This is a genomic window from Oscillospiraceae bacterium (genome assembly GCA_015068645.1).
GTDB lineage: Bacteria > Bacillota > Clostridia > UMGS1840 > UMGS1840 > SIG452.
Genome location: SVKD01000009.1, coordinates 21,682 through 46,264, shown reverse-complemented (window position 1 = coordinate 46,264; position 24,583 = coordinate 21,682). Strand labels below are relative to the sequence as shown.

The 24,583-nt window shown below is 39.5% G+C and carries 22 protein-coding genes and 1 tRNA gene; 15 read left to right on the top strand and 8 right to left on the bottom strand.

Annotated features, from left to right (window positions below):
• Positions 1-8: 8 nt before the first annotated feature.
• The 5 genes from E7413_05225 (at position 9) to E7413_05205 (ending at position 5,758) form a co-directional block, all read left to right on the top strand.
• Positions 9-1,721 (top strand): bifunctional homocysteine S-methyltransferase/methylenetetrahydrofolate reductase, encoded by a 1,713-nt coding sequence (locus E7413_05225; protein ID MBE7019257.1) that lies wholly within the window; start codon positions 9-11, stop codon positions 1,719-1,721.
• 6 nt (positions 1,722-1,727) lie between these two features.
• A complete protein-coding gene (locus E7413_05220; protein MBE7019256.1) occupies positions 1,728-2,522 on the top strand; it encodes a dihydropteroate synthase in 795 nt (264 codons plus the stop codon).
• A 156-nt stretch (positions 2,523-2,678) separates the two neighbouring features.
• A tRNA-Gln gene (locus E7413_05215) sits at positions 2,679-2,752 on the top strand.
• An 81-nt stretch (positions 2,753-2,833) separates the two neighbouring features.
• Positions 2,834-4,144, top strand: a complete 1,311-nt coding sequence (locus tag E7413_05210; protein ID MBE7019255.1) for a sodium:proton antiporter — start codon at positions 2,834-2,836, stop codon at positions 4,142-4,144.
• Positions 4,145-4,288: 144 nt separating this feature from the next.
• On the top strand, positions 4,289-5,758 hold the full coding sequence (locus E7413_05205; GenBank protein ID MBE7019254.1) for a DUF1846 domain-containing protein: 1,470 nt from the start codon (positions 4,289-4,291) through the stop codon (positions 5,756-5,758).
• 41 nt (positions 5,759-5,799) lie between these two features.
• Here the strand turns inward: E7413_05205 and E7413_05200 are convergent, their stop codons facing one another.
• Together E7413_05200 and E7413_05195 are read right to left on the bottom strand one after the other, a co-directional pair.
• On the bottom strand, positions 5,800-7,653 hold the full coding sequence (locus tag E7413_05200; GenBank protein MBE7019253.1) for a ferrous iron transporter B: 1,854 nt from the start codon (positions 7,651-7,653) through the stop codon (positions 5,800-5,802).
• Positions 7,650-7,898: a ferrous iron transport protein A gene (locus E7413_05195; protein ID MBE7019252.1), complete on the bottom strand. Its 249-nt coding sequence runs from the start codon at positions 7,896-7,898 to the stop codon at positions 7,650-7,652. Before E7413_05195 ends, E7413_05200 begins: the two co-directional genes overlap by 4 nt.
• A 127-nt stretch (positions 7,899-8,025) precedes the next feature.
• Here E7413_05195 and E7413_05190 point away from each other — a divergent pair, with 127 nt between their 5' ends.
• Both E7413_05190 and E7413_05185 read left to right on the top strand, forming a co-directional pair.
• Complete coding sequence (locus tag E7413_05190; GenBank protein ID MBE7019251.1) at positions 8,026-8,916, top strand: aldose 1-epimerase family protein; 891 nt, start codon at positions 8,026-8,028, stop codon at positions 8,914-8,916.
• A gap of 12 nt (positions 8,917-8,928) precedes the next feature.
• A complete protein-coding gene (locus E7413_05185) occupies positions 8,929-9,705 on the top strand; it encodes a DUF975 family protein (GenBank protein MBE7019250.1) in 777 nt (258 codons plus the stop codon).
• 94 nt (positions 9,706-9,799) lie between these two features.
• Here E7413_05185 and E7413_05180 read toward each other — a convergent pair whose 3' ends face one another.
• On the bottom strand, positions 9,800-10,345 hold the full coding sequence (locus E7413_05180; protein ID MBE7019249.1) for an AbrB/MazE/SpoVT family DNA-binding domain-containing protein: 546 nt from the start codon (positions 10,343-10,345) through the stop codon (positions 9,800-9,802).
• 171 nt (positions 10,346-10,516) lie between these two features.
• On the opposite strand from E7413_05180, the gene E7413_05175 reads away from it, so the two are divergent.
• Both E7413_05175 and E7413_05170 read left to right on the top strand, forming a co-directional pair.
• Positions 10,517-12,721, top strand: coding sequence for a hypothetical protein (locus tag E7413_05175; protein MBE7019248.1), 2,205 nt, complete (start codon positions 10,517-10,519; stop codon positions 12,719-12,721).
• Positions 12,722-12,801: 80 nt separating this feature from the next.
• Positions 12,802-13,380 (top strand): hypothetical protein, encoded by a 579-nt coding sequence (locus E7413_05170; GenBank protein MBE7019247.1) that lies wholly within the window; start codon positions 12,802-12,804, stop codon positions 13,378-13,380.
• Between the two features lie 83 nt (positions 13,381-13,463).
• On the opposite strand, the gene E7413_05165 is transcribed toward E7413_05170, so the two are convergent.
• The 3 genes from E7413_05165 to E7413_05155 form a co-directional block, all read right to left on the bottom strand.
• A complete protein-coding gene (locus E7413_05165) occupies positions 13,464-14,612 on the bottom strand; it encodes a radical SAM protein (GenBank protein MBE7019246.1) in 1,149 nt (382 codons plus the stop codon).
• Entirely contained in the window at positions 14,506-15,627 is a 1,122-nt protein-coding gene (locus E7413_05160) for a hypothetical protein (protein ID MBE7019245.1), read from the bottom strand. Before E7413_05160 ends, E7413_05165 begins: the two co-directional genes overlap by 107 nt.
• A 97-nt stretch (positions 15,628-15,724) precedes the next feature.
• Positions 15,725-16,591, bottom strand: coding sequence for a helix-turn-helix domain-containing protein (locus tag E7413_05155; protein ID MBE7019244.1), 867 nt, complete (start codon positions 16,589-16,591; stop codon positions 15,725-15,727).
• Between the two features lie 250 nt (positions 16,592-16,841).
• On the opposite strand from E7413_05155, the gene E7413_05150 reads away from it, so the two are divergent.
• The 6 genes from E7413_05150 to E7413_05125 all read left to right on the top strand — a co-directional run bounded on the left by E7413_05150 (position 16,842) and on the right by E7413_05125 (position 22,098).
• Positions 16,842-17,663, top strand: coding sequence for a mechanosensitive ion channel (locus tag E7413_05150; protein ID MBE7019243.1), 822 nt, complete (start codon positions 16,842-16,844; stop codon positions 17,661-17,663).
• 111 nt (positions 17,664-17,774) lie between these two features.
• Complete coding sequence (locus tag E7413_05145; GenBank protein MBE7019242.1) at positions 17,775-17,999, top strand: hypothetical protein; 225 nt, start codon at positions 17,775-17,777, stop codon at positions 17,997-17,999.
• A gap of 105 nt (positions 18,000-18,104) precedes the next feature.
• Positions 18,105-18,875 (top strand): RNA polymerase sporulation sigma factor SigG, encoded by a 771-nt coding sequence (gene sigG, locus E7413_05140; GenBank protein MBE7019241.1) that lies wholly within the window; start codon positions 18,105-18,107, stop codon positions 18,873-18,875.
• Positions 18,876-18,931: 56 nt separating this feature from the next.
• Positions 18,932-20,404, top strand: a complete 1,473-nt coding sequence (locus E7413_05135) for a hypothetical protein (protein MBE7019240.1) — start codon at positions 18,932-18,934, stop codon at positions 20,402-20,404.
• A 383-nt stretch (positions 20,405-20,787) separates the two neighbouring features.
• Complete coding sequence (locus E7413_05130; protein MBE7019239.1) at positions 20,788-21,528, top strand: hypothetical protein; 741 nt, start codon at positions 20,788-20,790, stop codon at positions 21,526-21,528.
• An 18-nt stretch (positions 21,529-21,546) separates the two neighbouring features.
• Positions 21,547-22,098, top strand: coding sequence for a catalase (locus tag E7413_05125; protein ID MBE7019238.1), 552 nt, complete (start codon positions 21,547-21,549; stop codon positions 22,096-22,098).
• A gap of 217 nt (positions 22,099-22,315) precedes the next feature.
• Here E7413_05125 and E7413_05120 read toward each other — a convergent pair whose 3' ends face one another.
• Together E7413_05120 and E7413_05115 are read right to left on the bottom strand one after the other, a co-directional pair.
• Complete coding sequence (locus E7413_05120; GenBank protein MBE7019237.1) at positions 22,316-23,113, bottom strand: SDR family oxidoreductase; 798 nt, start codon at positions 23,111-23,113, stop codon at positions 22,316-22,318.
• Positions 23,110-24,525 carry an MFS transporter gene (locus E7413_05115; protein MBE7019236.1) on the bottom strand — a complete coding sequence of 472 codons (1,416 nt, stop codon included), beginning with the start codon at positions 24,523-24,525 and terminating at the stop codon, positions 23,110-23,112. Before E7413_05115 ends, E7413_05120 begins: the two co-directional genes overlap by 4 nt.
• Positions 24,526-24,583 lie beyond the last annotated feature (58 nt).

Sequence of the window (24,583 nt, the reverse complement as noted above, 5' to 3'; positions counted from 1 at the left end):
AAGGAACGATTGTGAAACCCCCCTTTTATTTTGATGGAGCCTTTGGCACCTATTATTCCGAAATTTTTCATACCGATGAGCCTTGCGAATTGGCTAACCTTACTGCTCCTGAGCGTGTAGCCGAAATTCACAGGGCTTATGTTGGTGTGGGTGTAAATGCTATTAAAACAAACACCTTTGGAGTGAATCTTTCGTTAACGGATGAAAAAACGATTGTGGAACTGTTAACAAAAGGCTATCAGATTGCCTGCCGGGCTGTTGAAGATACCAATGTGCAGGTGTTTTGTGATATCGGTTATATTGATGGGGAACAGAGTGAAGCAGAATACAAACGAAACGTGGATGTATTCCTTTCTCTCGGTGCTAAGAATTTTTTGTTTGAAACCTTTCAAGAGTATGGTTCTTTAAGTCGTGTGATTGCTTATCTGAGAGAAAAAGAACCCTCTGCTACTGTTTTGGTATCCTTTAGTGTTTCCCAGGATGGTTACACCAAAAAAGGATACTTTTACAAGAGTTTATTAAAACTGGCGGCGGCAGATGCAGATATCGTGGGATTAAATTGTCAGTGCGGACCCGCCCATTTATATCGGTTGATCAGCCGGCTTGATCTTTCGGAGTATCCCTCTTTTTCTGCGATGCCCAATGCAGGATATCCCCAGGCACTAAATGGCAGAACCGTCTATTCCAATAATATTTCTTATTATAGCGAAAAACTGCTTGCTATCGCTTCTTTGGGTGTTTTTGTGCTTGGTGGTTGTTGCGGTACTACACCCAACCATTTGAAAGCCGTTATTGAGGGAACAATTCCCGAGGCAGAAGCAGTAACTGTTTCGGAGCAGACTGAAAAATCGATACAAAAGAATCGCCTTTTAGAATTGTTTGCAAGCGGGGAAAAGGTGCTTGCCGTGGAAATCGATCCGCCGGTAGACACAGATGTTTCTTTCCTGATGGAAGCTTCCCGACAAATGAAGCATTCAGGTGCCCATCTGATCACGGTGGCAGATTCCCCTTTAGCGCGTACCCGTGCAGACAGTTTGATGCTTTCGGCCAAAATCAAGCGTGAGGTGGAAATTGAGGTGCTTCCACATCTTTCCTGTCGTGATAAAAACTATATTGCGATGAGAAGCGCCCTAATTGGCGCCAATATTGAGCAGCTAAATAATGTGTTGGTAGTCACAGGGGACCCTATTTCCCGTAGTGACGGTGGTGTTTTCCAGTTTAATTCCTACACATTGATGAATCTGATTTCCAACTTAAATCAGGAAATTTTTCCCGAGAATCCTTATACGGTTTGTGGAGCGCTCAATGTGAATGCCCTTCATTTTGAGAAGGAGCTTTCCCGTGCCAAAACCAAAATTGCATCGGGAGCCAAAGTGCTTTTGACACAACCGATCTTTTCAAAGCAGGCAGCCGAAAATTATCGCCGTGCCAAAGAGGATTTGGATTGTTATATACTGGCAGGTATTTTACCGATTGCCGGCTGGAAAAATGCAATGTTCTTAAATAATGAGGTATCGGGCATTGAAATTCCGACTGACTTTATTGAACAGTTGAAAGAACTGTCGCCTGACGAAGTAATTCAGGCATCAGTTGCATATAGTATGAATATGATACATCGCATTTACGATTGTGCCGATGGATTCTATATTATGACGCCTCTTCGAAAAATCGAATTGGTGGCATCGTTGCTTGCCAAAATTAAAGCGTTGAAAGAAGGTTAGTAAAAAATGTTAATTATTTCTGAAAAATTAAACAGCTCCATTCCATCTGTGTTGGAATTTTTCCAAAAGAAGGACGATGATGCATTGATTGAACTCATTAAAAAGCAGGAGAGCGCAGGAGCAACTTATATTGACATCAATACCGCCGTGTTGCAGGACGGGGAGCTGGATGCTATGCTTTATGCCATTGATTTGGTAAAAAAGAACTCCAAACTGGGAATTATGATTGATACTCCCAATGTGAGTGTGGTGCATAAGGCGGTGGAAGCGGCAGAAGGCAGCAACATCATTATCAATTCTGTAACCGTTTCCGAGCGTATTGATGAACTGATGGACTTATTCAAAAGCCATCCTGATATGATGGTGGTGGGATTACCAATTCCCAAAGCTGGGATTCCTCACACAGCGGAAGAACGTGTTCGCTATGCCGGAGAGATTATTGAGAAATTTGCGGCAAACGGAATCGGAGAAGAACGAATTTTCATCGATGTGTTGGTAGAAGCTTTGGCGGTAGGGGACAATAATGCCGCACTTTGCTTAGAAACCTTGCGTCTTTTAAAAGAAACATATCCCAATGTAAAAACCACCGGTGGATTTTCCAATATTTCTTTTGGTTTGCCGAAGCGAATGGTGTTAAACACTGCGTTTTTGGCGATGGCAATGTATCAGGGGTTAGACAGTGCTATTATGGATCCTGCTCCCGATGCTATGAGAAAAAGTTATCGTGCCATCAATGCGTTATTGGGCAAGGATGAGTATTGTATGGATTATATTGATGAAATCCGTGGTACGGAAGAATAAAAATTGCAGAAAAAAAGAATCCCGTTTTCATTATTTGGAGATGGGATTTTTTTGTTTTTTCCTGAAAATGAAAAAATTTTAAAAAATTTCAAAAAAAAGGTTGACAATTTGATTTTAGGGTGATATAATAGCAAAGGTTCAGAAAGTTAAATATATAGCGGGATTGTGTAAGGGTAGCACGACAGACTCTGACTCTGTTTGTGAGGGTTCGAATCCTTCTCCCGCTGCCAGCGAAAGAGCGACTTGCCCGAGGCAAGTCGCTTTTCTATGAGAAAATCTTTTTGTAAACAGGTGAAAGGAAGTTTTTTAACATGGGTATTTTATTATCTGTTTCCGTTGCACTTTTAGCAGGGCTTTTAATGACCAGAGCTTTCAAACCGCTTAAATTGCCTTCTGTTACTGCATATTTAATTGCAGGAGTTTTAATCGGACCTTATTGCATTGGGCAGCTTGGTATTGAAGGATTTGGCTTTTCCAGTCATGAAGCGGTGGAAGCATTAGGATTGGTTTCAAAAGTTGCACTGGGCTTTATTGCATTTTCCATCGGAAATGAATTTCGTGTCAATGAATTAAAGCAAACAGGAAAGCAAGCTCTTGTAATCGGAATTGTGCAGGCGTTGGTAGCTGCATTACTTGTAGATTTAGCATTGTTTGGTGTTCACCTGATGATGCCCGATAAATTATCTGTTTCTCAGGCAATCACCTTAGGAGCAATTGCAACCGCAACCGCTCCTGCTGCAACCTTGATGGTTGTTCGTCAGTATAAGGCAAAAGGGCCTTTAACCAATTTATTGTTACCTATCGTTGCATTAGATGATGCGGTTGGTTTGATTGTATTTGCGGTTTCTTTCGGAATTGCAAAAAGTATGATGGTTGGCCAGCCTGATTTTATTGCAATTATCATTCAACCTTTGTTGGAAATTATTTGTTCTTTAGCCTTAGGTGCTGTGATGGGATGGATTCTTACTCAGCTTGAAAAAATGTTCAATTCCAATACCAACCGTCTGAATATGACCATCACTTTTGTATTTTTAACCGTGGCACTTTCTATGTTGGAAATTCCTGTTGGAGAGTTACATATCACCTTTTCGCCCTTACTGGTATGTATGATGATGGGTACCGTGTTCTGCAATATTTGTCCCTTATCTCACGATTTAATGGAAAAATCAGACAAATGGACATCTCCACTGTTCGCATTGTTTTTTGTCATCAGTGGTGCAGAATTAGAGCTTAATGTGTTTGCCGATTGGGCAATTGTGGTAATTGGGTTGGTATACATTGTGTCTCGTTGTTTAGGTAAATATTACGGAACTTTTATCAGTGCAAAAGCAACCAAATGTTCCACCGAAATTCAGAAATACTTGGGAATTACCTTATTTCCTCAGGCGGGGGTTGCGCTGGGTATGTGTGCTATTGTAGCGGCAGAACCTGCTTTTGGAGCTGCGGGAAACTTAGTTAGAAACATCACCTTGTTTGCAGTTCTGATTTACGAAGTGTTTGGCCCTGTTATGACCAGAGAAGCATTGCGTCGTGCGGGTGACATCAAACCGATGTCTGACGAAGTGAAGAATCGTCGTCAACACAAGTTAAACGAAAGTAAAAAATTAAAACAAGCCAGATAAATTTAAAAAAGGCAGATGGATATCTGCCTTTTTTTTGTGAAAAAATTCCTATAAAAATTATAAAAACTTTGGTTTTTTACTTGCATTTAAGAGGAAGTTATAGTATAATACATATGTTGTGATTTTTAGAAAGGAGGCTATCGTATGAACAGAAAAATTGGATTTGATAATGAAAAATATATCCGAATGCAATCCAAATTTATTGGTGAACGTGTAAAAAAATTTGGAGACAAGCTGTATTTAGAGCTTGGCGGAAAACTGTTTGATGATTATCATGCCTCCAGAGTATTGCCCGGTTTTGAGCCGGATACCAAAATCAAGATGCTTTTACATCTTCGAGAAAAGCTTGAAATTGTGATTGCAATCAGTGCCATCGATATTGTAAAAAATAAGGTGAGAAGTGATTATAATATCACTTATGATTTAGATACTATTCGCTTAATTAAAGCTTTCCAGGACTTAGATCTGTTGGTGGGTAGCGTAGTCATTACCCAATACAGCGGTCAGGAAGCGGTGGATATCTTTAAAAAACGATTGGAAAATATGGGAATTAAAGTATTTCTGCATTATCCTATTTTGGGGTATCCTTCCAATGTGGAATATATCGTGAGCGATATGGGATTTGGAAAAAATGAATTTATTGAAACCACTCGCCCCATCGTTGTGGTTACTGCACCCGGTCCCGGCAGTGGAAAAATGGCAACTTGCCTTTCTCAGCTGTATCACGAAAACAAGCGTGGGGTAAAAGCAGGTTATGCAAAATTTGAAACCTTCCCGGTATGGAATCTTCCTTTAAAACATCATGTGAACTTAGCGTATGAAGCTGCCACGGTGGATTTAAATGACGTCAATATGATTGACCCGTTCCATCTGGAAGCATATGGGGAAACCACCGTAAACTATAATCGTGATATCGAAGTCTTCCCCGTGTTGAACGCCATGTTCGAAAAAATCTTAGGGGAAAGTCCTTATAAATCTCCCACCGATATGGGGGTTAATATGGCAGGTAATTGCATTATTGACGATGATGTGGTTTGCCGTGCCTGTAAGGATGAAATTGTGCGTCGTTATTATCAGGTGTTAAAAGATAAAACCAACGGTAAAGTGGATGATGATGTTGTTTGCAAAATGCAGCTGATTATGAAGCAGGCAGAGGTTACGCCTGAAGACCGCGGAGTTGTGCAGGCGGCGAAAGATAAAGCGGAAGCAACAGAACTTCCTGCGTGTGCCATCGAGCTTCCCAACGGAAAATTGGTTACCGGAAAAACTTCGGCGCTGCTTGGTGCTTCCAGTGCTGCACTGTTAAACGCTTTAAAGGCTGTTAGAGGATTATCCGAAGAAATTCATGTGATTTCTCCCGATGTTATAGAGCCTTTGCAGGGGCTTAAAACCAACCATTTTGGTAGTAAAAACCCCAGACTTCACACCGATGAAACATTGATTGCGCTTTCTATCTGTGCTGCAAATGATCCCATCGCAAAGGACATGCTGGATGGACTTAGTGCCTTAAAAGGAGCAGAGGCACATTCTACGGTGCTTCTTTCTCAGGTAGATGAAAATGTGTTTAAAAAATTGGGGATTCATTTGACCAGTGAGGCAGTATATCATAAATAAAGATAAAAAGAACGGAATTTCAATTCCGTTCTTTTTTTGTTTTATAGTAACTCAACAAGAAGCTTAACGGTCATACAAAGAAGAACTCCGATGATTGTGGGGATCAGCGCTGTCAATACTGTCCATTTGATACTTCCTGTTTCTTTTTTGACAGTCAGCAAAGTGGTTGCACAAGGCCAGTGAAACAACGAAAACAACAAGGTGCAAAGGGCAGTCAGATTCGTCCAACCGTTTTGCATCAGGATTTCTCGCAAAGCAGAAAAGTCTTCTACAGCTGTCAGGCTTCCTAACCCGGTATATGCCATCAGAATTACTGGCAGTACAATTTCATTGGCAGGAAGACCTAACATAAAGCCAATTAGAATGACACCATCCATTCCTAAAAGCCATCCGATGGGATTTAGGCAGTTTCCGAGATAGTACAATAAAGAAACTTCGTTTACTGAAATGTTTGAAAGGAGCCAAAGAATGGCACCTGCCGGAATTGCCACAGACACTGCACGTCCCAAAACAAACAGAGTTCTGTCAATCAGAGAGCGGAGCACAATTTTTAAAACCAAGGGCTTTCGATAGGGCGGCAACTCTAAAATGAAGAAAGACGGTTTTCCGCGCAACAGTGTTTTGGAAAGAATGAAAGATACTAAAAAGGTCATCAAAATTCCAAGAAGAACCAGTCCTGTCAATAGGAGTGCACCTATGTAGGATGGTTTGTTTTGGGAGAAAAATACAGCAATTATTGCAAGAAGTGTCGGGAATTTCCCGTTGCAGGGAACCAAACTATTTGTAAGAATTGCTAAAAGACGTTCCCGCTTGGTATCAATAATTCTGGTTCCTGTTACGCCCACTGCATTGCAGCCGAAGCCCATACACATCGTCAGTGCCTGTTTGCCGCAGGCATTGCATTTTTGGAAAATGTGGTCTAAATTGAATGCAATTCTGGGAAGATAGCCTAAGTCTTCCAATAAAGTAAATAAAATGAAGAAGATAGCCATAGGCGGAAGCATTACGGACACAATTTGCCCAACTGTGCGAAAAACTCCGCCACATAAAAAATCACAAAGAAGAGGAGGGCAGTGGAGCCATCCGGCAATGCTTCTTAGCCATGCTTCCATATGATAAAATCCGGCACTGAGCAGCTTGGAAGGATAGTTTGCTCCCACCAATGTAATCCAGAAAATAACTGCCAGAAGGCAAAGCATCACGGGGATTCCGGTCCATTTGTTTGTAAGAATTTTATCTAGTTTATCCTCTCTTTTTCTGTCGCGACCTTTTGGATAAATCACTGTTTTTTTAGCGATTTTTTTCGCTTGCTGCACCAGTTCTTCAGCACTTTTTTTCGTAGCAACATCCGAGTCGTTTTCGGTGCAAGCATAAGACTTTGCCACTTTGGAAACGGCATTTGTCAATTCCAAAATACCTTCTTTCCGGTTGGCGGAAGTGGTGACAACTGCGACACCCAGTAATCTTGATAATTCTTCCGAATGAACGCTGATCTGCTTTCTTTTTGCTTCATCCATCAGATTTACACAAAGTACAACGCGATTGGTAATCTCCAGAATTTGCAGTATCAGATTGAGATTTCTCTCCAGGGAAGTTGCATCACAAACTACCACTAAAGCATCATATTGCTTTGATAAAATAAAATCACTTGCCACCTGTTCTTCCTGAGAATTTGCTTTTAAGGAATAGGTGCCCGGAATATCTACCAGAAGGTAATCGTTCCCGTTATGTTTATAAGTTCCGCGTGCATTGGAGACGGTTTTTCCGGGCCAGTTCCCGGTGTGCTGGTGAAGACCTGTTAAAGCGTTGAACACGGTGCTTTTTCCCACATTCGGATTGCCTGCCAGACCAATGGTGTATGTTTTTTTGGCAGGCTGTTTTTGATTTTTTTTCATAAAGATGCCTTCCTTTTTGTAATCAGAATGGTTTTGGCATCTTTTTTTCGTAATGCCAATAACGTTTCACCGATACGGTATGCGATAGGGTCTCCTGAGGAGGCAAAAAACACACATTCTACAGTGTTTCCGCGAATAAATCCCAAATCCTGCAGTCTTCTGCTGATACTGTCAGGTGATTGTAATTTTTGAACCGTTGCCTGTTGTCCCGGCAACAATTCTGATAAGAAATATTTGTTTTGCACGGTTCATTCCTCCTCTTTCATCTTATGAAAAAATTTTTCATTGGTGATAACTTGAAAAAATCCTTGAACTTTTCACAAAAGAGTAGTATAATAGAATCAACATCATTTTGGAAAGGTGAGTTGTATCATGAATTATGAATTACAATACAAAGATATGAAAGCAGTTTGCACCACCATGGGTGCGGAACTGATTTCTCTGACCCGTGCAAATGGCAGAGAAGTAATCTGGCAGGGAGATAAAACCTATTGGGGTGGAGTGAATCCCAATTTGTTTCCCATTGTTTGCAGTTTGAAAAATTCCAAAACGGTGATTGATGGAGTGGAATACACCATTCCCAAGCATGGTTTTGCAAGACGTATGGAATTTGAAATGGTGGACAAAACAGACAACAGCATTACCTTTTTGTTGACTGATAATGAGACTACCAAAGCTTGCTATCCCTATTCTTTTGGTTTTTATATTACACACACTTTAACCGAAGACGGTTTTGTGACTACCTATCGTGTGGAAAACAGAAACGATAAGACCATGCTCTTTGGTTTGGGCGGACATACTGCGTATAACTGTCCTATGGCAGAAGGAGATGTATTCACCGATTATGAAATCCGTTTTAATAAAGCGGAAACACATCCTGTATATCAGTGTGTGCCGGACGATTTAGGCGGATTGTTATATGAAAGAGGAATACGCACGGAATATCAGAATGTCACCAAGATTCCTCTGGAATATTCTATTTTTGATTTGGATGCTCTGATGTTTTCCAAACTGAATTCCAACGTAATCAGCCTGGTTCATAAAGAAAAAGGGTATGGCGTGGAAGTTACTGTGAAAGGATTTACTTGCCTTGGACTCTGGACTCCCATCGGACTTGGCGCACCTTTTATTTGCATAGAACCCTGGACCATCATTCCCGATAAGGAAGACACCACCGGAATTTTTGCAGAAAAACCAAATATTACCGCACTTCCCAAAGGAGAATCCAAAGAATTCTCTTATCAGGTTCGATTGATAGGATAGGGGAATTATGCGATGAAAAAATATCCTTTTTGGGTAATCAAGGCAGATGCCAAACGATTGCTTCGCGGAAAGTGGAAGCCGTTGGTACTTTCTTTGTTTATTCCGTTCTTGCTGTTTGCAGCGTTTTATGTGAATGCTTCTGAGAAATTGGCTACTTTGGAGCCGACCTCCATTCAAGAGGGAAAATATCTGTTTTATGTACAGATTGCTTCTGTGATATTCTCTGTTGTGATGCAACTTTTAACGGTAGGTATCTACGAAAATCTGAAGCCCTCCAGACCAAAAGCAAACTTTTTTTTAGTGTACGGTGTTGCCTGTAAAAAAATATGGAAAATGCTGCCCACACTTTTCGTTACGATCATTCTTCCTAACGTTATTACGCTTTGGTTATCCTCAGAGAATGCGATCAGATTTTATGATTATCTGTTGTTTAGCGTGTTGGATTATCATGTGTATTTGATGGCGGTGACAGTTTTTGTCAATGTGATTCAGATTTTGGTGTTTTACCTGCAGTATTCGTTGCTTTTGGTTCCCGCTATTACAGTGGAACATCCCGAGTATGGCGGGCTTCGGTTAATGAAAGAAAGTTTTAGGGTAACCAAAGGAAATCGTATTTATCTTCTGATGCTGTCCTTCAGTTTTGTAGGTTGGATGATTTTGGGAAGTCTTGCGCTGTGTATTGGTGTTTTGTGGGCTATGTTATATATGTTGGCAGCAAATTACGCTTATTACCGACGTATCACCGTTATAGAGGAACCGATTACCGTGTCCGACGTTTTAGAATCATAAGAATTCAGCTCGATTGTGGACGAGTGTCCTGACACTTGCTGTTTTTATAAGAAAAAAGCTATGATACCAGATGGAATTGGTATCATAGCTTTTCTTAGTTTTCGAATAGTTTTCCAAGAACCGTAGCGGCTGTGGTCGCTAATTTTTTTTCGGTGTCACCCAGATAGACATCTGTTTCGGTGGCATACAGGATTACTGAGCCGATGACATCTCCCTCTGAAACAATGGGAATCACCGCTCCGCATAAATAGGTGTTGTTATGGTCTAAAAGATGCACTCTGGAATCTCCCGCACGGTTTACGAAATAAGTTTCCCGATTTTTTAATACAGTTTCAATTTCTCCGGAAATTTTTTGTTCCAAAATCTCTTTTTTTCCTGTTCCTGCAGCACAAATAATGGTGTCATTATCAGTAATTGCCGTGTTATGACCGCTGATTTTGTAAAGTGCGTCTGCATACTGAACCGAAAAGTTCCCAAGCTCGCCCACAGCAGAATACTTTTTAAAAATCACTTCGCCTTCCTTGTTGGTAAAAATTTCAAGCGGGTCGCCCTCGCGGATGCGCATAGTTCTACGGATTTCTTTCGGAATGACCACTCTTCCCAAATCGTCAATTCGTCTGACAATTCCTGTTGCTTTCATATACATTTTGCTCCTTTTTTGTTAAGTTACAACTGTATTTTGTGTCAACCAAGGAATTTTTATGTAAGGAAAAAGGTGGAATATGCGGAAAAATTCATAATATAATTGTATATTTTATTGACATTCATTTGTCGGAATATTATAATAAAAAGCTAGAGAGGAAGTGTTTACGTGATTAAAAAATTACTGAGTTTCTTTTTAATATTTTGTGTGTTGATATCGTCTGCGATTGGTGTTTATGCATATTCTGAATACAATGACCACAGAGCTCTGTTCGGAGCGGTTTCCGATTGGGCAGTTTGGGAAATTTCGAAGGCTTATGAGCAAAAGTTGGTTCCCGATACATTTTTGGAAAAAGATTTGAATGTGCCTGTCAGCAGGGGAGAATTTGCAGCAATTGCAGTTACCCTGTTTGAAACCCTGACGAACACAGAAATTTCTTATCAAAATACGCCGTTTACTGATGTTGCAGGAAATGCAAACGAAGTATTTGTGAAAAAGGCATACGCAGTTGGAATCACTGCCGGCATCAGCGAAAACCGGTTTGCTCCTGATGAAAAAATCAGCAGAGAACAATTTGCAACCATGCTTTGCAGGGTGTTTAAAAAGTATGTTTATCCTGATTGGAATTTGTCAAATGACAGGGAATATCCTTTACCTTATGCGGCAGCAGCATTGTTCTCTGACGACGGAAATATTTCAGACTATGCCAAAGAAGCAGTATATTTTTTAAATCTACATTCCGTGGTTGAAGGAATGGATGATCACCGGTTTACCGGAAGCAACGATGCCGATTTTGCTACCCGAGAACAGGCAATTTTACTTTCCGTAAGATGTTTAGAACGTCTTTTTACTGAAGAAATCTTGGAAGAAGCACGGATCTATCCCACTATGTCAGCCACAAATAAGATTCCGTATATCAGAAAATTTACCTTAAACAGTGCAGAAGAAGTATCGGAATTAGCCTTGTATGAGGAAATCGAATATCTGAAAATCGATTCTGCCAATATCAGTGATTTCAGCTTTTTAAAAGATTTGAATATTTCCTTGCTTCAGGTGCTTTTTAATGAACAGTATCCTCTTGATTTTCGTTGCATCAATGCGGAGGCGATTGAACAATTATATTTACTCAATGTGGACATTGTGAATACCGAAGCTGCCGCTAATTTTCAGAATTTGTTTTGTTTTTTGTTAAAACATGGTACCAATCAACCCCAAGTCACGAATCTTGATTTTCTCGCGGAATGTACTAAAATGCGAGAGGTAGAAATCCAGAATTATGGTATCACCAATTTAGATTTTGCAAAAAATATGTCCCGGTTACATACGCTTTCGGTAAAGAATTCTTCCCTAGAAGATATGAGTGGACTTTCCGATTGTGCTGCATTAAGTTCGCTTACGTTATCTCGTGGTAAACTAAAAGATATTTCGGTTGTCAGCAGATTAAAAAAATTATCTTTTTTGGATTTGTCAGATAACTATATTGAAAATGCAGATACAGCATACCAAGCATTTACTGACAGATACTTATGCTATCTGAACCTTTCTGATAATTATATCACAGAGGTTCATCTGCCGTCAGAATATTTTGGACCGTCTAACGACATTAGCCTTAACCTTTCTAGGAATTATATTTCCAAACTCCCTGAAAATATATTGCCGAATATGTATATTGAACTTGACGGCAATAATATTCGTGAATTTTCAGAAGAAGAAAAGCAAATTCTGCAATCCCACGAAGGGGCGATTGATTTATATGATAATTTGCTGAATGAAGAAACTATGCGTGAAATTGCAACGAATGAAGCAATACATTTTGGGGAATTTACATTGGAGGAAGCCATACGTTTTACAAATAAAATCAGGGACATTCTATCTTTGATAGTGGATGGGACCGATTACGAAAAGGTGTATCAGATTGTAAATGGTGTTCGGTATAGCTTTGTGATGGATTATTCCTTGCAAGCACCTTACAAAGATTCTGCCTATGGGGCTTTGTTTGATAAAGCGGTTTGTACAGGCAGTACCGACCTGACAAATGTTTTGTGTCGTCATAGCGGCATTCGTGTAAAGGAATATCACGGTGATCTTGGTGATCCCAATGATTTTGTGAGACATGATTGGACATTAGTGGAAATCGACGGTCATTTTTATCATTGTGATGCAATGCAGAATAAGGGCAATCCTATGCCGCTGCCGTATCTTTTGTCATCGGATGACAAAATGAAAAACCATTCTTTTATTTTGGATGCATTAAATGTATTTGCATGTGATGAACCTATTTCTCGAGCGGATAGGGACGCATTGCAGCAAGGTCATGAAAATTGGTTGCAGCAAAATAATATGACGCAGTTCAATTTTAATTTAATTGAATAAAATGACGTTCTATAAAAAGCTTGACATCTTAGGTTAAAATATGATATACTGGAACAAATTTTGATAAAAGAGGAGACTGTATGATTATACAAGACATCAAAGGATGGACATATGGTTTTATGAAACGAAACGAGCACCAGTGTGTCAAGTATATTATATCCTTGGAAGAAGATGCCACAAAGGCCATCCAGTATGAAAATTTCTCCAGAGCGTCTGTGTTGTTTCGGGATATTGCTGATGGCTTGGAAAAGCTTTCCGTGATTGATAAAGATAATTATGAATTACCGTTATATACAGCGTTGTTTTGCATGGCAAAAATTGAAGCCTTTCATTTGTCAAATAAGGAAGAAGCAATCGTTTTTATAGAAAAAGCAATCGAGATTGCAAAAGAGTGTTCTGCATATGACAGAGTGGATGCTGATGTAGCAGAGAAAGACGTGGAAGTGCTTAGAAATTTGATTTCTAAATTGCGCGCTTGTAAAGACGTTGCTGATTTAATATCAGAATTTGGTGAAGATGCCTGGAGGCTGTCTAATGATTCTGTTTTTTCCAATATCAGAATGGATAACACTATTTCAGGATTCGGTTGTTTGATGATAATTTTAGTGTTTGGTATATTTTTTGTGCTATGTTCTATTTATCCGCCCACAAGAGCTTAATCCCCGAAAGTATAGAACCGCTTTGTAACTACAAAAGAATATAAAAAGAGCCCTCTGTTTAAAACAGGGGGCTTTTTTATATTTTATGAGAGGGGGCATGCGGGATCTCTTTTTTTGTATGAGTGATATGCCGCATAGCTTTGACATTTTGCACCGCCACGGCACCATATTGCATATTGGCAAAGGGAACATTCCGATGGAATTTGTTCTATCCGCAAATCTTTGAACACCTCGTGATTCTCATAGATGTCCCTAAGCGTACTGTCCTTGATGTTTCCGCAGAGAATCGGCATTCTTCGACAAGGCATTATGTTGCCGAATTCATCCACGGTAATTAAACTGTTTCCTGCGCTGCAACAATAATAAGAGCCCTTAGAATACAGAAATTGGAGAGCACGATTCATGGTCACCTGTGTTTTTGGATAAAGAAGTTTTGTAAACCAATTTCCTTGTGCTTTTTTCAGCGTTTTCACATATTTTTGAAATAAGTCTGCCGTGATGGTCAGTTCTTTGAAATCTTCACCGTTTCCGATGGGAACAATGCGGTCAGACCACAGTTTTGTGATACGTCGTTTTCTGCATTCTTTTGCAATGTAGGGAAGGTCTCTGAAATTTTTTTGGTTGGCGGTAAAACTGATATAGGTTTTAATTCCGCTTTTTTCCAGACGTTTGGCAGTAGAAAGAACCCGTTCGTAGTCGCCGGGAGCACGAAGTTCATCGTGGGTTTCTTGTTTTCCGTCTAAACTCAGTTGCACAAACGCCACGTTAGTGTTTTTGAGGAGTGTAATCAATTCATCATCCAAAAAAGATCCGTTGGATAAAATACCGTAGGAAAAATGCTCCCGATTTTCCCCCATATAGGAAAGAATTTGTTTGATATCTTTGCGGATAAACGGCTCTCCACCGGTCAGGTTGATATGTCCGCGTTTTTTGATAGCATGCTTTCGGTTATAGTGCTTGCGAAGCTCTTTAAATTGTTCCATCACCGAAATGATATCTTCATAAGAAAGAGGTTCCACATTTCCTTCGGTTCGGTAGCAATGTTTGCAACGGAGATTACAACGTCCCGTAATATGAAATTGTAATAAAACTCTGGACTGCATATTGCAATAACAAGGATTCATCTTAATCACCGCAACCTCCACAACCTCCGCAACTACTGCAACTGCTACAGCTACTGCAACTGCTGCAACCACTGCAGCCGGAGCTGTTGCTGATACCGGAAGAGGCAACCTGGGTTGCCAGTCCTCCGCTGATGAGTTGACGAATCACTGAATTTCGGTCTACTTTGAATAAAAGCCGGTGGTGATTTAAGATATATGCACGAAGCAGATTTTCGATGGTCTTACAATCTGTGGGAGTATGATCCGGATTTTCTTCCATTTTTTCCAGTGCTTGGTAAATACCAATCAAATGGTTATGAAACATAGAATCTAATAAGCTATTGCGATAGTAATCAGATACCCAATGACAACTTTTGTATAGTATAATCAAAATAATCGGGAATATGAAAAAAAGAAAAGTTTCAAGATTTCCCGTGGGTTTTGAATGGTGTTGTCCCATAATATATTTTGTGATGCCGGGATAGTAAGCCAGGGCGATAAATGCCACAAAAAAACAGTTGGCAATCATCCGGTATTTCCGGTTGATTTGTGCAATGAGATCGCTGTCTGCTCTTGTTGTTTTGGGTGAGAAATTGGTTATCGTTTCAATGGCTTTTATTGTGACTTCTGATGTAGAGGCTTGAATCACTTTCACAATTTTTGCAACATCAGGATTTTTTTTGCAATATTTTTTTAAGTCTTCTTCTGAGATATAGGGACTGATCTGAATATACAGTTCCGATTTTTTGTTCGAGTCAGGTTTTTCTTTTTTTAAAATGAGAATCCGATCCAGATAGCCTTTTAACAAATAATAAGTCATTCTTTGAGAATTGTTAAAATTTTTCAAAGTCATCAGATCGTCGTTGGACAAATTGATTTCACGAATTTCAGGCGAATACGCTTTTGTAACACCGGTAAACACAATCAGTAATATTATCCCTGTTACAGCAAAAACAAATAGGATCCATAAAATCAAAAGTCCGATGAAACTTGTTCCCGGTATTTTTCGAATCAATTCCGGAATATCACGGGAAGCAAGGGAATCTACTACTGTAAAATAGACTAAGAAAAATATGATATAACAACAGATTAAAATGGGATCAATTTTGGATGACTGTTGCTTCTTTTTTGTTTTATGTTCCATTACATTCTAACTCCTTATGTCTTTTTACAAAAAACGAATGAAGATACCAAACAATTTGTATACATAGTGCTTGGGAAGATGAACTTAGCTGGAATCATCAGGAATTCTGAATTTCTGCTTTTTTCATCTTGTTGGGAGTTTTTCCGTAATATTTTTTGAATGCCACAAAAAATCCGTTAGGCCCTGTGTATCCGCATTTCTCTGCAATTTGTGTTACGGAAAGCTTGGTATCCTGCAGCAAACTTTTTGCCAGTTGCATTTTCATCATTGTAAGACGTTCGCTAAAGGATTGACCGTACATTTTTTTTATAATTCTTTGGGTTTGCTGGGAACTTAAGCGCAACAGTTCCGATAATTCTGTGAGGGACCCGTGTTGGAAATTGTGGGTAAAATAGTAATCCACCAAATAGGTACGGGAGTTTTCGGTATCGGAAAAGGTATTAGGCTGAGGCGTTTCTTCTCCCTGGGAATTGGTTGTCTTAATGAGGGCCATAATTTCATGAAGGCAGGCAGTAATCAGCTCATCTTTTTCTGAATAATTGCTTTTTATATACTGTGCGCAACGTTCAAAACAAGGAGATAACAGCGCAGAATCCAACCGGATGAAATCTCCTGACAAAATTTTTTGGAATGCCTCATAGTAATTGGACTCCGGCATGGTTGGATTTTTTTCAACAGTAAAAATCATGCAGAAACGTTTTGTTCCCGGATGAATGTTTGTGGTGTGAGTGGTTTCCGGAGCAATAATCAAAGTATCTCCGCGATTGATGATGGTCCTTTCAGAATCGGTAACCAAGGTCATATCACCGTGGAGCACGTGAAACAGTTCATAGAGCTTATGAGAGTGCAAAAGACCTTTGTGCGGAACTTCACCAACAGAGTTAATATTGGAGAAAAATACAAAATTTGCATCTCCCAAAGAAAAACGGTATTCCCAATAAATATCATTCACAAAATAATTCACATTTCATCCCTTCTTCCTACCATATTATAGCATAATGTTTTATAAAATGCAATAAAATATTAAAAAACATTGCTGAAACTGGGATTTCCTGATAAAATTCCAAAATCTTTCTGGCATTTGCATAAAATGTATGCAGAAATATATTTGTTTGATAATCAATTGAAAAAGATGGCATTTTGTTTGACAAATTGTTTGCCCTTTGATATAATAATGTTAAACGAAAGAGTGATTATGAAAGAGGAGTGTTGTTATGACAAAAGAGTCTGTTGAAGCTTTTTTGGGGTTGCTTTCCCCTTATGTTGTAAGCATCGCATGGCGCCTGGCGGCAGCTTTTTTGATTTTGGGAGTTGGTTTTAAACTCACAAAAATTCTGGTGAACTCATTTTTAAAAAGCCAGGCTTATTCCAAACTGGAATCTAATGTGGGCTCCTTTTTAAAAAGCTTTTTGTCAGTGGGATTAAAAACGCTGATTGTGTTCACCACTGCAGGTGTTATGGGAATCCCCATGACCTCTTTTGTGACCATCCTGGGTTCTTTGGCAGTGGCAATCGGTTTATCTTTGCAGGGGAGTCTTTCCAACATTGCAGGTGGTTTGATTATTCTGTTATTTAAACCGTTCACCATCGGAGAATATATCTCGGTAGATAATGTGGAAGGTGTTGTTACCGAAATCGGTTTATATTATACCCAGTTAAAAAGTGTGGATAATCAGAAAATTGTAGTCCCCAACGGAATTGTTTCCAATCAGACTATGGTGAATGTTACTCATCAGAAAACCAGACGGGTGGACTTGATGGTTCGTGCCTCTTATGAAAGTGATGTGGAAGCGGTAAAGAATATATTATTAGGAATTGCCAATGCACACCCGAAGGTTTTAAAAACGCCGGATGCTCCTGTGGCAAGATTATCCGAGCATGGGGAATACGGGTTGGTTTATTCTTTCCGTTGCTGGTGCAACAGTGAAGATTATTGGGATGTTCGTTTTGATTTGCTGGAAGAAATTAAAAAAACATTTGACCAAAACGGCATTTGCATTCCTTATCCAAAAATGGATATTCATATCAATCAATAATTTTTTCCTTAAAAAACTTCCTGTTGTGTTACAATTTGGTTAAAATGCTTGCTTTTTTTAGAATCGTGTGTTATGATAGAAAAAAAGCTTCAATTTAAGGAGATTTTTATTATGAAAAGAGTTTTAGCATTACTGTGCGCGTTTTGTCTGTTATTCGTATTGTCCGGATGTGTAGGAAAATGTGACAACTGCGGTAAATCCGGAGCAGTGACCAAAGTTTCCTTCGAGGGAGAAGAGGCAAATCTTTGTAAAGACTGTAAGGTTGAATATGATCAGTTAATGGATCAGTTAAGCTCATTACAAGGACAGTTACAAGACTTAGAAAATTTAGAATAATAGAAAAAACACCGTCGGATTACCGGCGGTGTTTTTTTATGTAATAGCTTCCGTCAAATTCGGAAATACTATGGACAAGTATTTTGGGAAAAGACGGAGGAATTTATGAATAAAGTGGTTATCTGCGGTGTGAACACCCAGGATTTGCCCCGACTCAATCAGGATAAAAAAACGGTCTTACTTCAGCGCATTGCTCAAGGAGATCAAAAAGCCAGAGAAGAATTTATCAATGGGAATCTGCGGCTTGTGCTTAGTGTCATTAAGAAATTTTCCAACCGTGGAGAAAATCCGGACGATTTGTTTCAAATCGGCTGTGTGGGACTGATGAAGGCTATTGATAACTTTGATTTAAAGCACGAGGTGCGTTTTTCCACCTATGCAGTCCCTATGATTTTGGGGGAGATTAAACGCTATTTACGGGATGCCGGTGCCGTCAAGGTAAGCCGTTCCTTAAAAGACATTGCTTATCGGGCTTTATCTGCCAAAGAAAAACTTACCGTTTCTTTAGGACACGAACCAACACCTTATGAAATTGCCAAAGAAATCGGTGTTACCCCAAAAGAGGTTTCTACAGCTTTGGATGCTATCTGTGATCCGGTCTCCTTGTACGAACCAATTTATAACGACGGTGGTGATGTGATTTTGGTGATGGACCAGTTATCCGACACCAAAAATCGGGAAGAAAAGTGGTTAGGGGGTATTTGTGTTTCTCAGGCAATGAGCAAACTGTCCGAAAAAGAACGCAAGATTTTATCCATGCGTTTTTTCGAAGACAAAACACAAACCGAGATTGCCGAAGAAATTCACATCTCTCAGGCGCAGGTTTCCCGTTTGGAGAAAAATGCCTTGATTTCGATGCGAAAATATATCAATTGACCACATAAAAAGAAGCCTCTCTTTCATACGAATAGTAGGGAAGGGAGGCATTTTTTTTGAAAAAAAGTGTTGTGTTTTTGAAAAATGTTTTGGTTATGATGGGGTGTTCCTTTTTTCTTCGCAGTATCGGATTATCTTTTTCAGTGTATTTAGCCAATCGTATTGGTGCGGAGACTATGGGGCTTTATCATTTGATTTTGTCGGTATACTTTTTTTCGGTGACTCTCGCTACTTCAGGGATCGGTCTTACCGTTACCAAACTGGTTTCTGAGGAACTGGCAAGAAACGGTAGGGAAACGGCACGTGCATTGCTGAATAAATCTTTAAAATACTGTTTGTTTTTCAGTGGGGCAGCAGTTTTATTGCTCATCTGTTTGGCGCCGTTTTTGGTGGAATGGGTATTTTATGGACAAATCAGTGTCATACCGTTTTATATTCTGGCAACAGGATTGCCGTTTATTTCTGTTTCTTCTGCATTATCGGGATATTTTATTGCTATCCGAAAATCGGGGAAAACAATGTTCGGACAGCTTTTAGAACAACTGTTTAAAATGGGTGTGACCGTTTGGTTGTTATCTTTTGCACCTTCCTCGAATTTCACAGCGGTATTATGTATGTTGGTGCTGGGCGGAACAATGGCTGAGATTCTTTCCTGTAGTTTTTACTATGTTACCTATCGGTTTCAGGACCGAAATATTTTGGCAAGACAACAAAGAGATCAATGGAAGCGTATTTTGGGTTTTTCAATGCCCGTTGCCGTAAGCTCTTATCTTCGCTCAGGCTTATCTTCGGTAAAGCAACTGTTGATTCCTAACCGTCTGGCAGCATCAAAAAATGTAAACGGGATAGCTGAATACGGGCGGGTCAATGGTATGGTGTTTCCGATTCTGATGTTTCCTCAGGTAATGCTTTCTTCGTTTGCTTCCCTCATTGTGCCTGAAATCACTGAACAACACGCTTTGGGCAGACAAAAAAATCTTAGACGGATTCTTTCTAAAATATTTCAGATTACGCTTTTGTTTTCCGTGGCTGTTGCAGGAGTATTCCTTTGTTTTTCCGAAAAATTATGCCTGTTTTTTTACGGCAACACCGAAACTGCGGTATATTTACGATTACTTGCTCCTTTGGTGGTTATTATGTATTTAGACGATATTGTGGATGCCGTATTAAAAGGAATCAACTGTCAGGTTGCAGTGGTTCGTATCAGCATTTTAGATTCTGCCGTGGGAATTGGCCTTATGTGGTGGTTGCTTCCTGTTTACGGGATCCGAGGATATCTTACGGTCATTGCAGTGGGCGAAATCTTAAACGGAACCCTTAGTATCATCACCTTAATCCGTCATACGGATTGTAGTTTCGGTTTGTTTCGTAACATTCTTTGTCCCGCTGTACTTATAGAAATTTGTATTTGGTGTGCCGGGGTATTATGTCCTGACGGATTATGGAGTGCCATCTCTTTGACGGTATTTTTGTATATTTGTTTACTCTATGCAACAGGTATAATCAAATACGATGACTTGAAATTATAATTTTTCTTGTGTTTTTTGTCAGGATGTGATAAAATAAAAAATAATTTGAATGTGAACAGTTTTTATTTTGATTGTGAATACAACAAGGTTCCGGGGCACCCGACCGCAATCTTTGATTGCGTCATCGGGTCGGGTTCTTATTTGATGTGAAGATATAAAGATTGTCGAACTGTGACGAAACACCCTTAGACTGAGACGGTCGCTGGACGGGGAAGAGTATTCTCCCGTTCATCATCCGAAAAATTATCTGCTGATGATTCCCAATGCTGAACACGCTTATATTTTGTTTGGTTATACCAATTCCGAGGAAAATATTTTGGAAGCATTGCGACTTACAGACAAGCATTTTGATTTATTTTAGTAAAACAGAGAGGAATTAAGAAATGAATCTGACCAAACGAAATTTTCTGACAAGTAATCAATTAAAAATCTTAGCGGCTGTTTTGATGCTCATTGACCATGCGGGGGTGATGCTGTTTCCCGATATTGCAACACTTCGTATCCTCGGACGACTTTCCTTTCCTATTTTTGCATTTTTGATTGCGGAAGGATGTGTCTATACAAAAAATAAACGCAAGTATTTTTTTAGTGTGTTTTCACTGGGAGCTTTTTGTCAGATTGTTTTTTATCTGACGGAAAAAAGTACGGACTTGGGAATTTTAATTACCTTTTCTTGCTCAATTTTGCTTTGCTATCTATGGGAGTATATGAAAAAAATATGTCTTTCCACGGATGAGGGCATTCTTTTTAAAATTTTTCTGATCGCTAATTTTTTTCTTGCTGTTTTCGCCGCTTACTTGTTGAATCAGATATGCTACGTGGATTACGGTTTTTTAGGATGCATGTTACCATTGTTTGCCTGTGCTTTTCGGAAGGTAGAACTAAACGGAAAAACCTATCTTGCAACATTGGATCATAACGTTGTTCACGTGATATCATTTGGATTTGGACTGTGGTTGCATGCTGTGGAATCAGGCGGTATTCAGATATATTCGTTACTGGCAATTCCTTTGTTGCTGCTTTATTCGGGAAAGCGCGGGAATCGGAAACTAAAATTGTTTTTCTATATTTTCTATCCCGTTCATTTTGCGGTATTAGCATTGATTCAACAATTATTTTTTTAATAGATAAGGAATAAAAATATGAGATTTTTCAGACATTTTAAAACGATTACCCGTCATAAACTGATGGTGATGAAATATTGCTTTCGTATAGGGCTTTATCGTCAGGGACTTGCCCATGATATGTCAAAATATCATCCCAAAGAATTTCGGATTGGTGTGAAATATTATATCGGTACCGAAAGTCCCAATGCGGAAGAGCGAAAGAAAACAGGTGTTTCCACCGCATGGCTTCGTCATAAGGGCAGAAATAAGCATCATTTTGAATATTGGATTGATTACAGTCCCAATCCCGAGGAAGGATTCGTGGGAATGAAAATGCCCTTACAATATGTGGCAGAAATGTTTTGCGACCGTCTTGCCGCTTCCAAAAATTACCGTGGAGAAAATTATACCTCCGATTATCCGTTGGCTTATTACATAAAAGACCGTGATAAAATTATTATCCATCCCGATGTGGATGCTCTATTGATAAAACTGCTGACGATGCTGAAAGACGAAGGAGAAGATGCCACTTTCGCCTATATCAAGACATTGTTAAAACAGGAAAAAACAGTAAAAAAACGGCTCTAAATGAGCCGTTTTTTCGTTCATTTTTTTCGCAATCGTTCATATAAAACTGTTCCGCTTTCAATCCGGTTTAATACCTCATTCAAATCAGTAATTTAAAGAAAGTGTCTAAAATCGTTATTTTCTAACGATTTTAGACACTTTTATTGTGAATACAACAAGGTTCCGGGGTACCCGACCGCAATCTTTGATTGCGTTATCGGGTCGGGTTCTTATTTTTCTATCTGCGATTTGATTTGTTTGACAAATCTCCATACACAGGAGTTGACAGTCCAAAACCGCCGGACACGGTTAATATTTGTCCTGTGGTATAAGCCGAATCGTCTGATGCAAAGTAAACTGCTGCAGCGGCGATTTCTTCCGGTGTGCCCATTCTTTGAAAGGGAATATGGCGCAGAAATAATTCTCTGAATCCCTCTGTCAGATTTTTTTCCACTGCATCGGTTGCGGTCATCCCCGGCAAAATTGCATTACAGCGAATATTGTTTTTTGCTTCGTGTACTGCTATCAGTTTGGTCAGATAGTTGATGGCAGCTTTACTTGTCCCATATGCCACTTGTGAAATATCCGGAACAAGACCACCCACTGAGGAGATATTGATAATACTTCCGCCACCGTTTTTTGACATGTGTTTGGCTGCTTCCTTACTTGCCATAAATACACTTTTTAGATTGATGTTTACAATATCAAAGAAAACATCTGTATCTGTGTTGGAAAAATCCAGGTCTTTTCCCGGATTGGATGTGCCGAAATTGTTTACCAACACATCAATATGTCCTGCATCTTTTATGACTTCATCGGTCATCGCGATATAAGATTCCGGCTTACTTGCATCGTTATAAACATATTTGACTCTGTATCCTTGGGAATTCAGCTTATCAGCCACCTGTTTTGCAAGATCTATATTCCTTGCCGCCATATAAACGATGGCACCTTCTTTGGCAAATGCTTTGGTAATTGCAAGGCCGATTCCTCGGGTTGAGGCAGTAATTAAAACCACTTTATTTTTTAATTTCATGCATTTTCTCCTTTTTTCGTATAAATTTTAGGCAAGAATAACACGATGGCAATTCCTGCAATCACACATAGAATTTCTGCTATCGCCAGAAACTTTACAGAATTTACTGCAGCGGTTATTTCGCTTGCACCGCTATTGATTATATGTGTTACTCTGTTTGTGAAAAGGGGAACAAAAACCGCAACACCAAAGGGTGCTGCAAGGTCACGGAATAAGCCGTATGTTCCGGTTCCTGATCCGGCAATGTCACCAGGCACACCTGACAGTACAACCTTCATGAAAATTGCAGCATTTCCGCCAAGTCCAAAACCTAAAATTCCCAGAGAAGCAGCAAGTATGATGATGGAAGTCTTTGCAGTAAACAACAACATCATTGCACAACCAATTCCTGTAAGAGTTAGGGAAGCAGCTAATACTTTTTTAGGCTCTGTACGGTCTGCAAGAGGACCTAATAGAACGGAACCGAGAGACATTCCGATATACATAATCGAAATTGCATAACTGGATATGATTGTGTTATCAGGCTGGGTGTAGTTGATAAATACAATGATATTTGTCATATTTGCCTGCATCAGTCCCTGGGTTAGAAAGAGCGCGATAACGGAAAGAAAAAATTTCTTTCTTTTCATAAATTTCCAGCTTAGAATCGGATTCACTGCTTTTTTTTCTGCATAAACTAACCCAAAAAGTGAAATGATTGATGCAATCAGAATGATCATAAACCATATTGAATCAATACCAAAATTCTGACCAAAGGATGGCAGACACAGCATGAGTGAGAAGAAAATCAACACCCATACAGAACCGATGCCGTCAAAATCTGTAAGCGGTTTTAAGGCGACGCCATCTTTTTTGTGTGTTACAAGGCAAAGTAAAAATATGATGACTGAAATTGCAACGCATACCCACATCATTACCCGCCAACCGTAACTTTCAATCAGTAATCCGCCCAGTGTTGGTCCGAAAATGACTGCACTGCTTGAGATAAGCATATACAAAGAAAAACCTTTTGCAATTTTCTCAGGCGGAAATTCTGTAACAATGTAAGACATCACAACCGGTGCAATGGCTGCACTGCCAATTCCTAAAATAAAGCGGGAAATAATCATAAATAATAAGGATGGTGCGATTGCTGTAAGGAGGTTACCAAGGGTGAAGATGGCAATACCAATCAGTAAGGTTACTCTTCTGCCTATCGCATCACCAAGTTTTCCAAGAATGGGGGCAAATGCTGCTGTGGAGGCAGCCATAGCTAACGCTGTCCAAGTTGTGTTGTTGTAAGGCAAGTTTAAATCGCTGACAAATGCAGGACCAAGCACGGCAGTAAATCCACCTACAGCGCCAACTAAAAATGCCGCGAGTGCATACGGCACAAAACCTTTTAAATAAGGTTTAGAAGCACGATTTTCCATCATTGATCACTCCAATCTAACCATAGTATAACCATTGTTCACGTATTTATTTCGATTT

Excerpts from the sequence above, each read along its gene's own strand:
- E7413_05220 (MBE7019256.1), top strand. The coding sequence starts at position 1,728 with ATGTTAATTATTTCTGAAAAATTAAACAGCTCCATTCCATCTGTGTTG.
- E7413_05210 (MBE7019255.1), top strand. The coding sequence starts at position 2,834 with ATGGGTATTTTATTATCTGTTTCCGTTGCACTTTTAGCAGGGCTTTTA.
- E7413_05205 (MBE7019254.1), top strand. The coding sequence starts at position 4,289 with ATGAACAGAAAAATTGGATTTGATAATGAAAAATATATCCGAATGCAA.
- E7413_05200 (MBE7019253.1), bottom strand. The coding sequence starts at position 7,653 with ATGAAAAAAAATCAAAAACAGCCTGCCAAAAAAACATACACCATTGGT.
- E7413_05190 (MBE7019251.1), top strand. The coding sequence starts at position 8,026 with ATGAATTATGAATTACAATACAAAGATATGAAAGCAGTTTGCACCACC.
- E7413_05185 (MBE7019250.1), top strand. The coding sequence starts at position 8,929 with ATGAAAAAATATCCTTTTTGGGTAATCAAGGCAGATGCCAAACGATTG.
- E7413_05180 (MBE7019249.1), bottom strand. The coding sequence starts at position 10,345 with ATGAAAGCAACAGGAATTGTCAGACGAATTGACGATTTGGGAAGAGTG.
- E7413_05170 (MBE7019247.1), top strand. The coding sequence starts at position 12,802 with ATGATTATACAAGACATCAAAGGATGGACATATGGTTTTATGAAACGA.
- E7413_05160 (MBE7019245.1), bottom strand. The coding sequence starts at position 15,627 with ATGGAACATAAAACAAAAAAGAAGCAACAGTCATCCAAAATTGATCCC.
- E7413_05150 (MBE7019243.1), top strand. The coding sequence starts at position 16,842 with ATGACAAAAGAGTCTGTTGAAGCTTTTTTGGGGTTGCTTTCCCCTTAT.
- E7413_05145 (MBE7019242.1), top strand. The coding sequence starts at position 17,775 with ATGAAAAGAGTTTTAGCATTACTGTGCGCGTTTTGTCTGTTATTCGTA.
- sigG (MBE7019241.1), top strand. The coding sequence starts at position 18,105 with ATGAATAAAGTGGTTATCTGCGGTGTGAACACCCAGGATTTGCCCCGA.
- E7413_05130 (MBE7019239.1), top strand. The coding sequence starts at position 20,788 with ATGAATCTGACCAAACGAAATTTTCTGACAAGTAATCAATTAAAAATC.
- E7413_05125 (MBE7019238.1), top strand. The coding sequence starts at position 21,547 with ATGAGATTTTTCAGACATTTTAAAACGATTACCCGTCATAAACTGATG.
- E7413_05120 (MBE7019237.1), bottom strand. The coding sequence starts at position 23,113 with ATGAAATTAAAAAATAAAGTGGTTTTAATTACTGCCTCAACCCGAGGA.
- E7413_05115 (MBE7019236.1), bottom strand. The coding sequence starts at position 24,525 with ATGGAAAATCGTGCTTCTAAACCTTATTTAAAAGGTTTTGTGCCGTAT.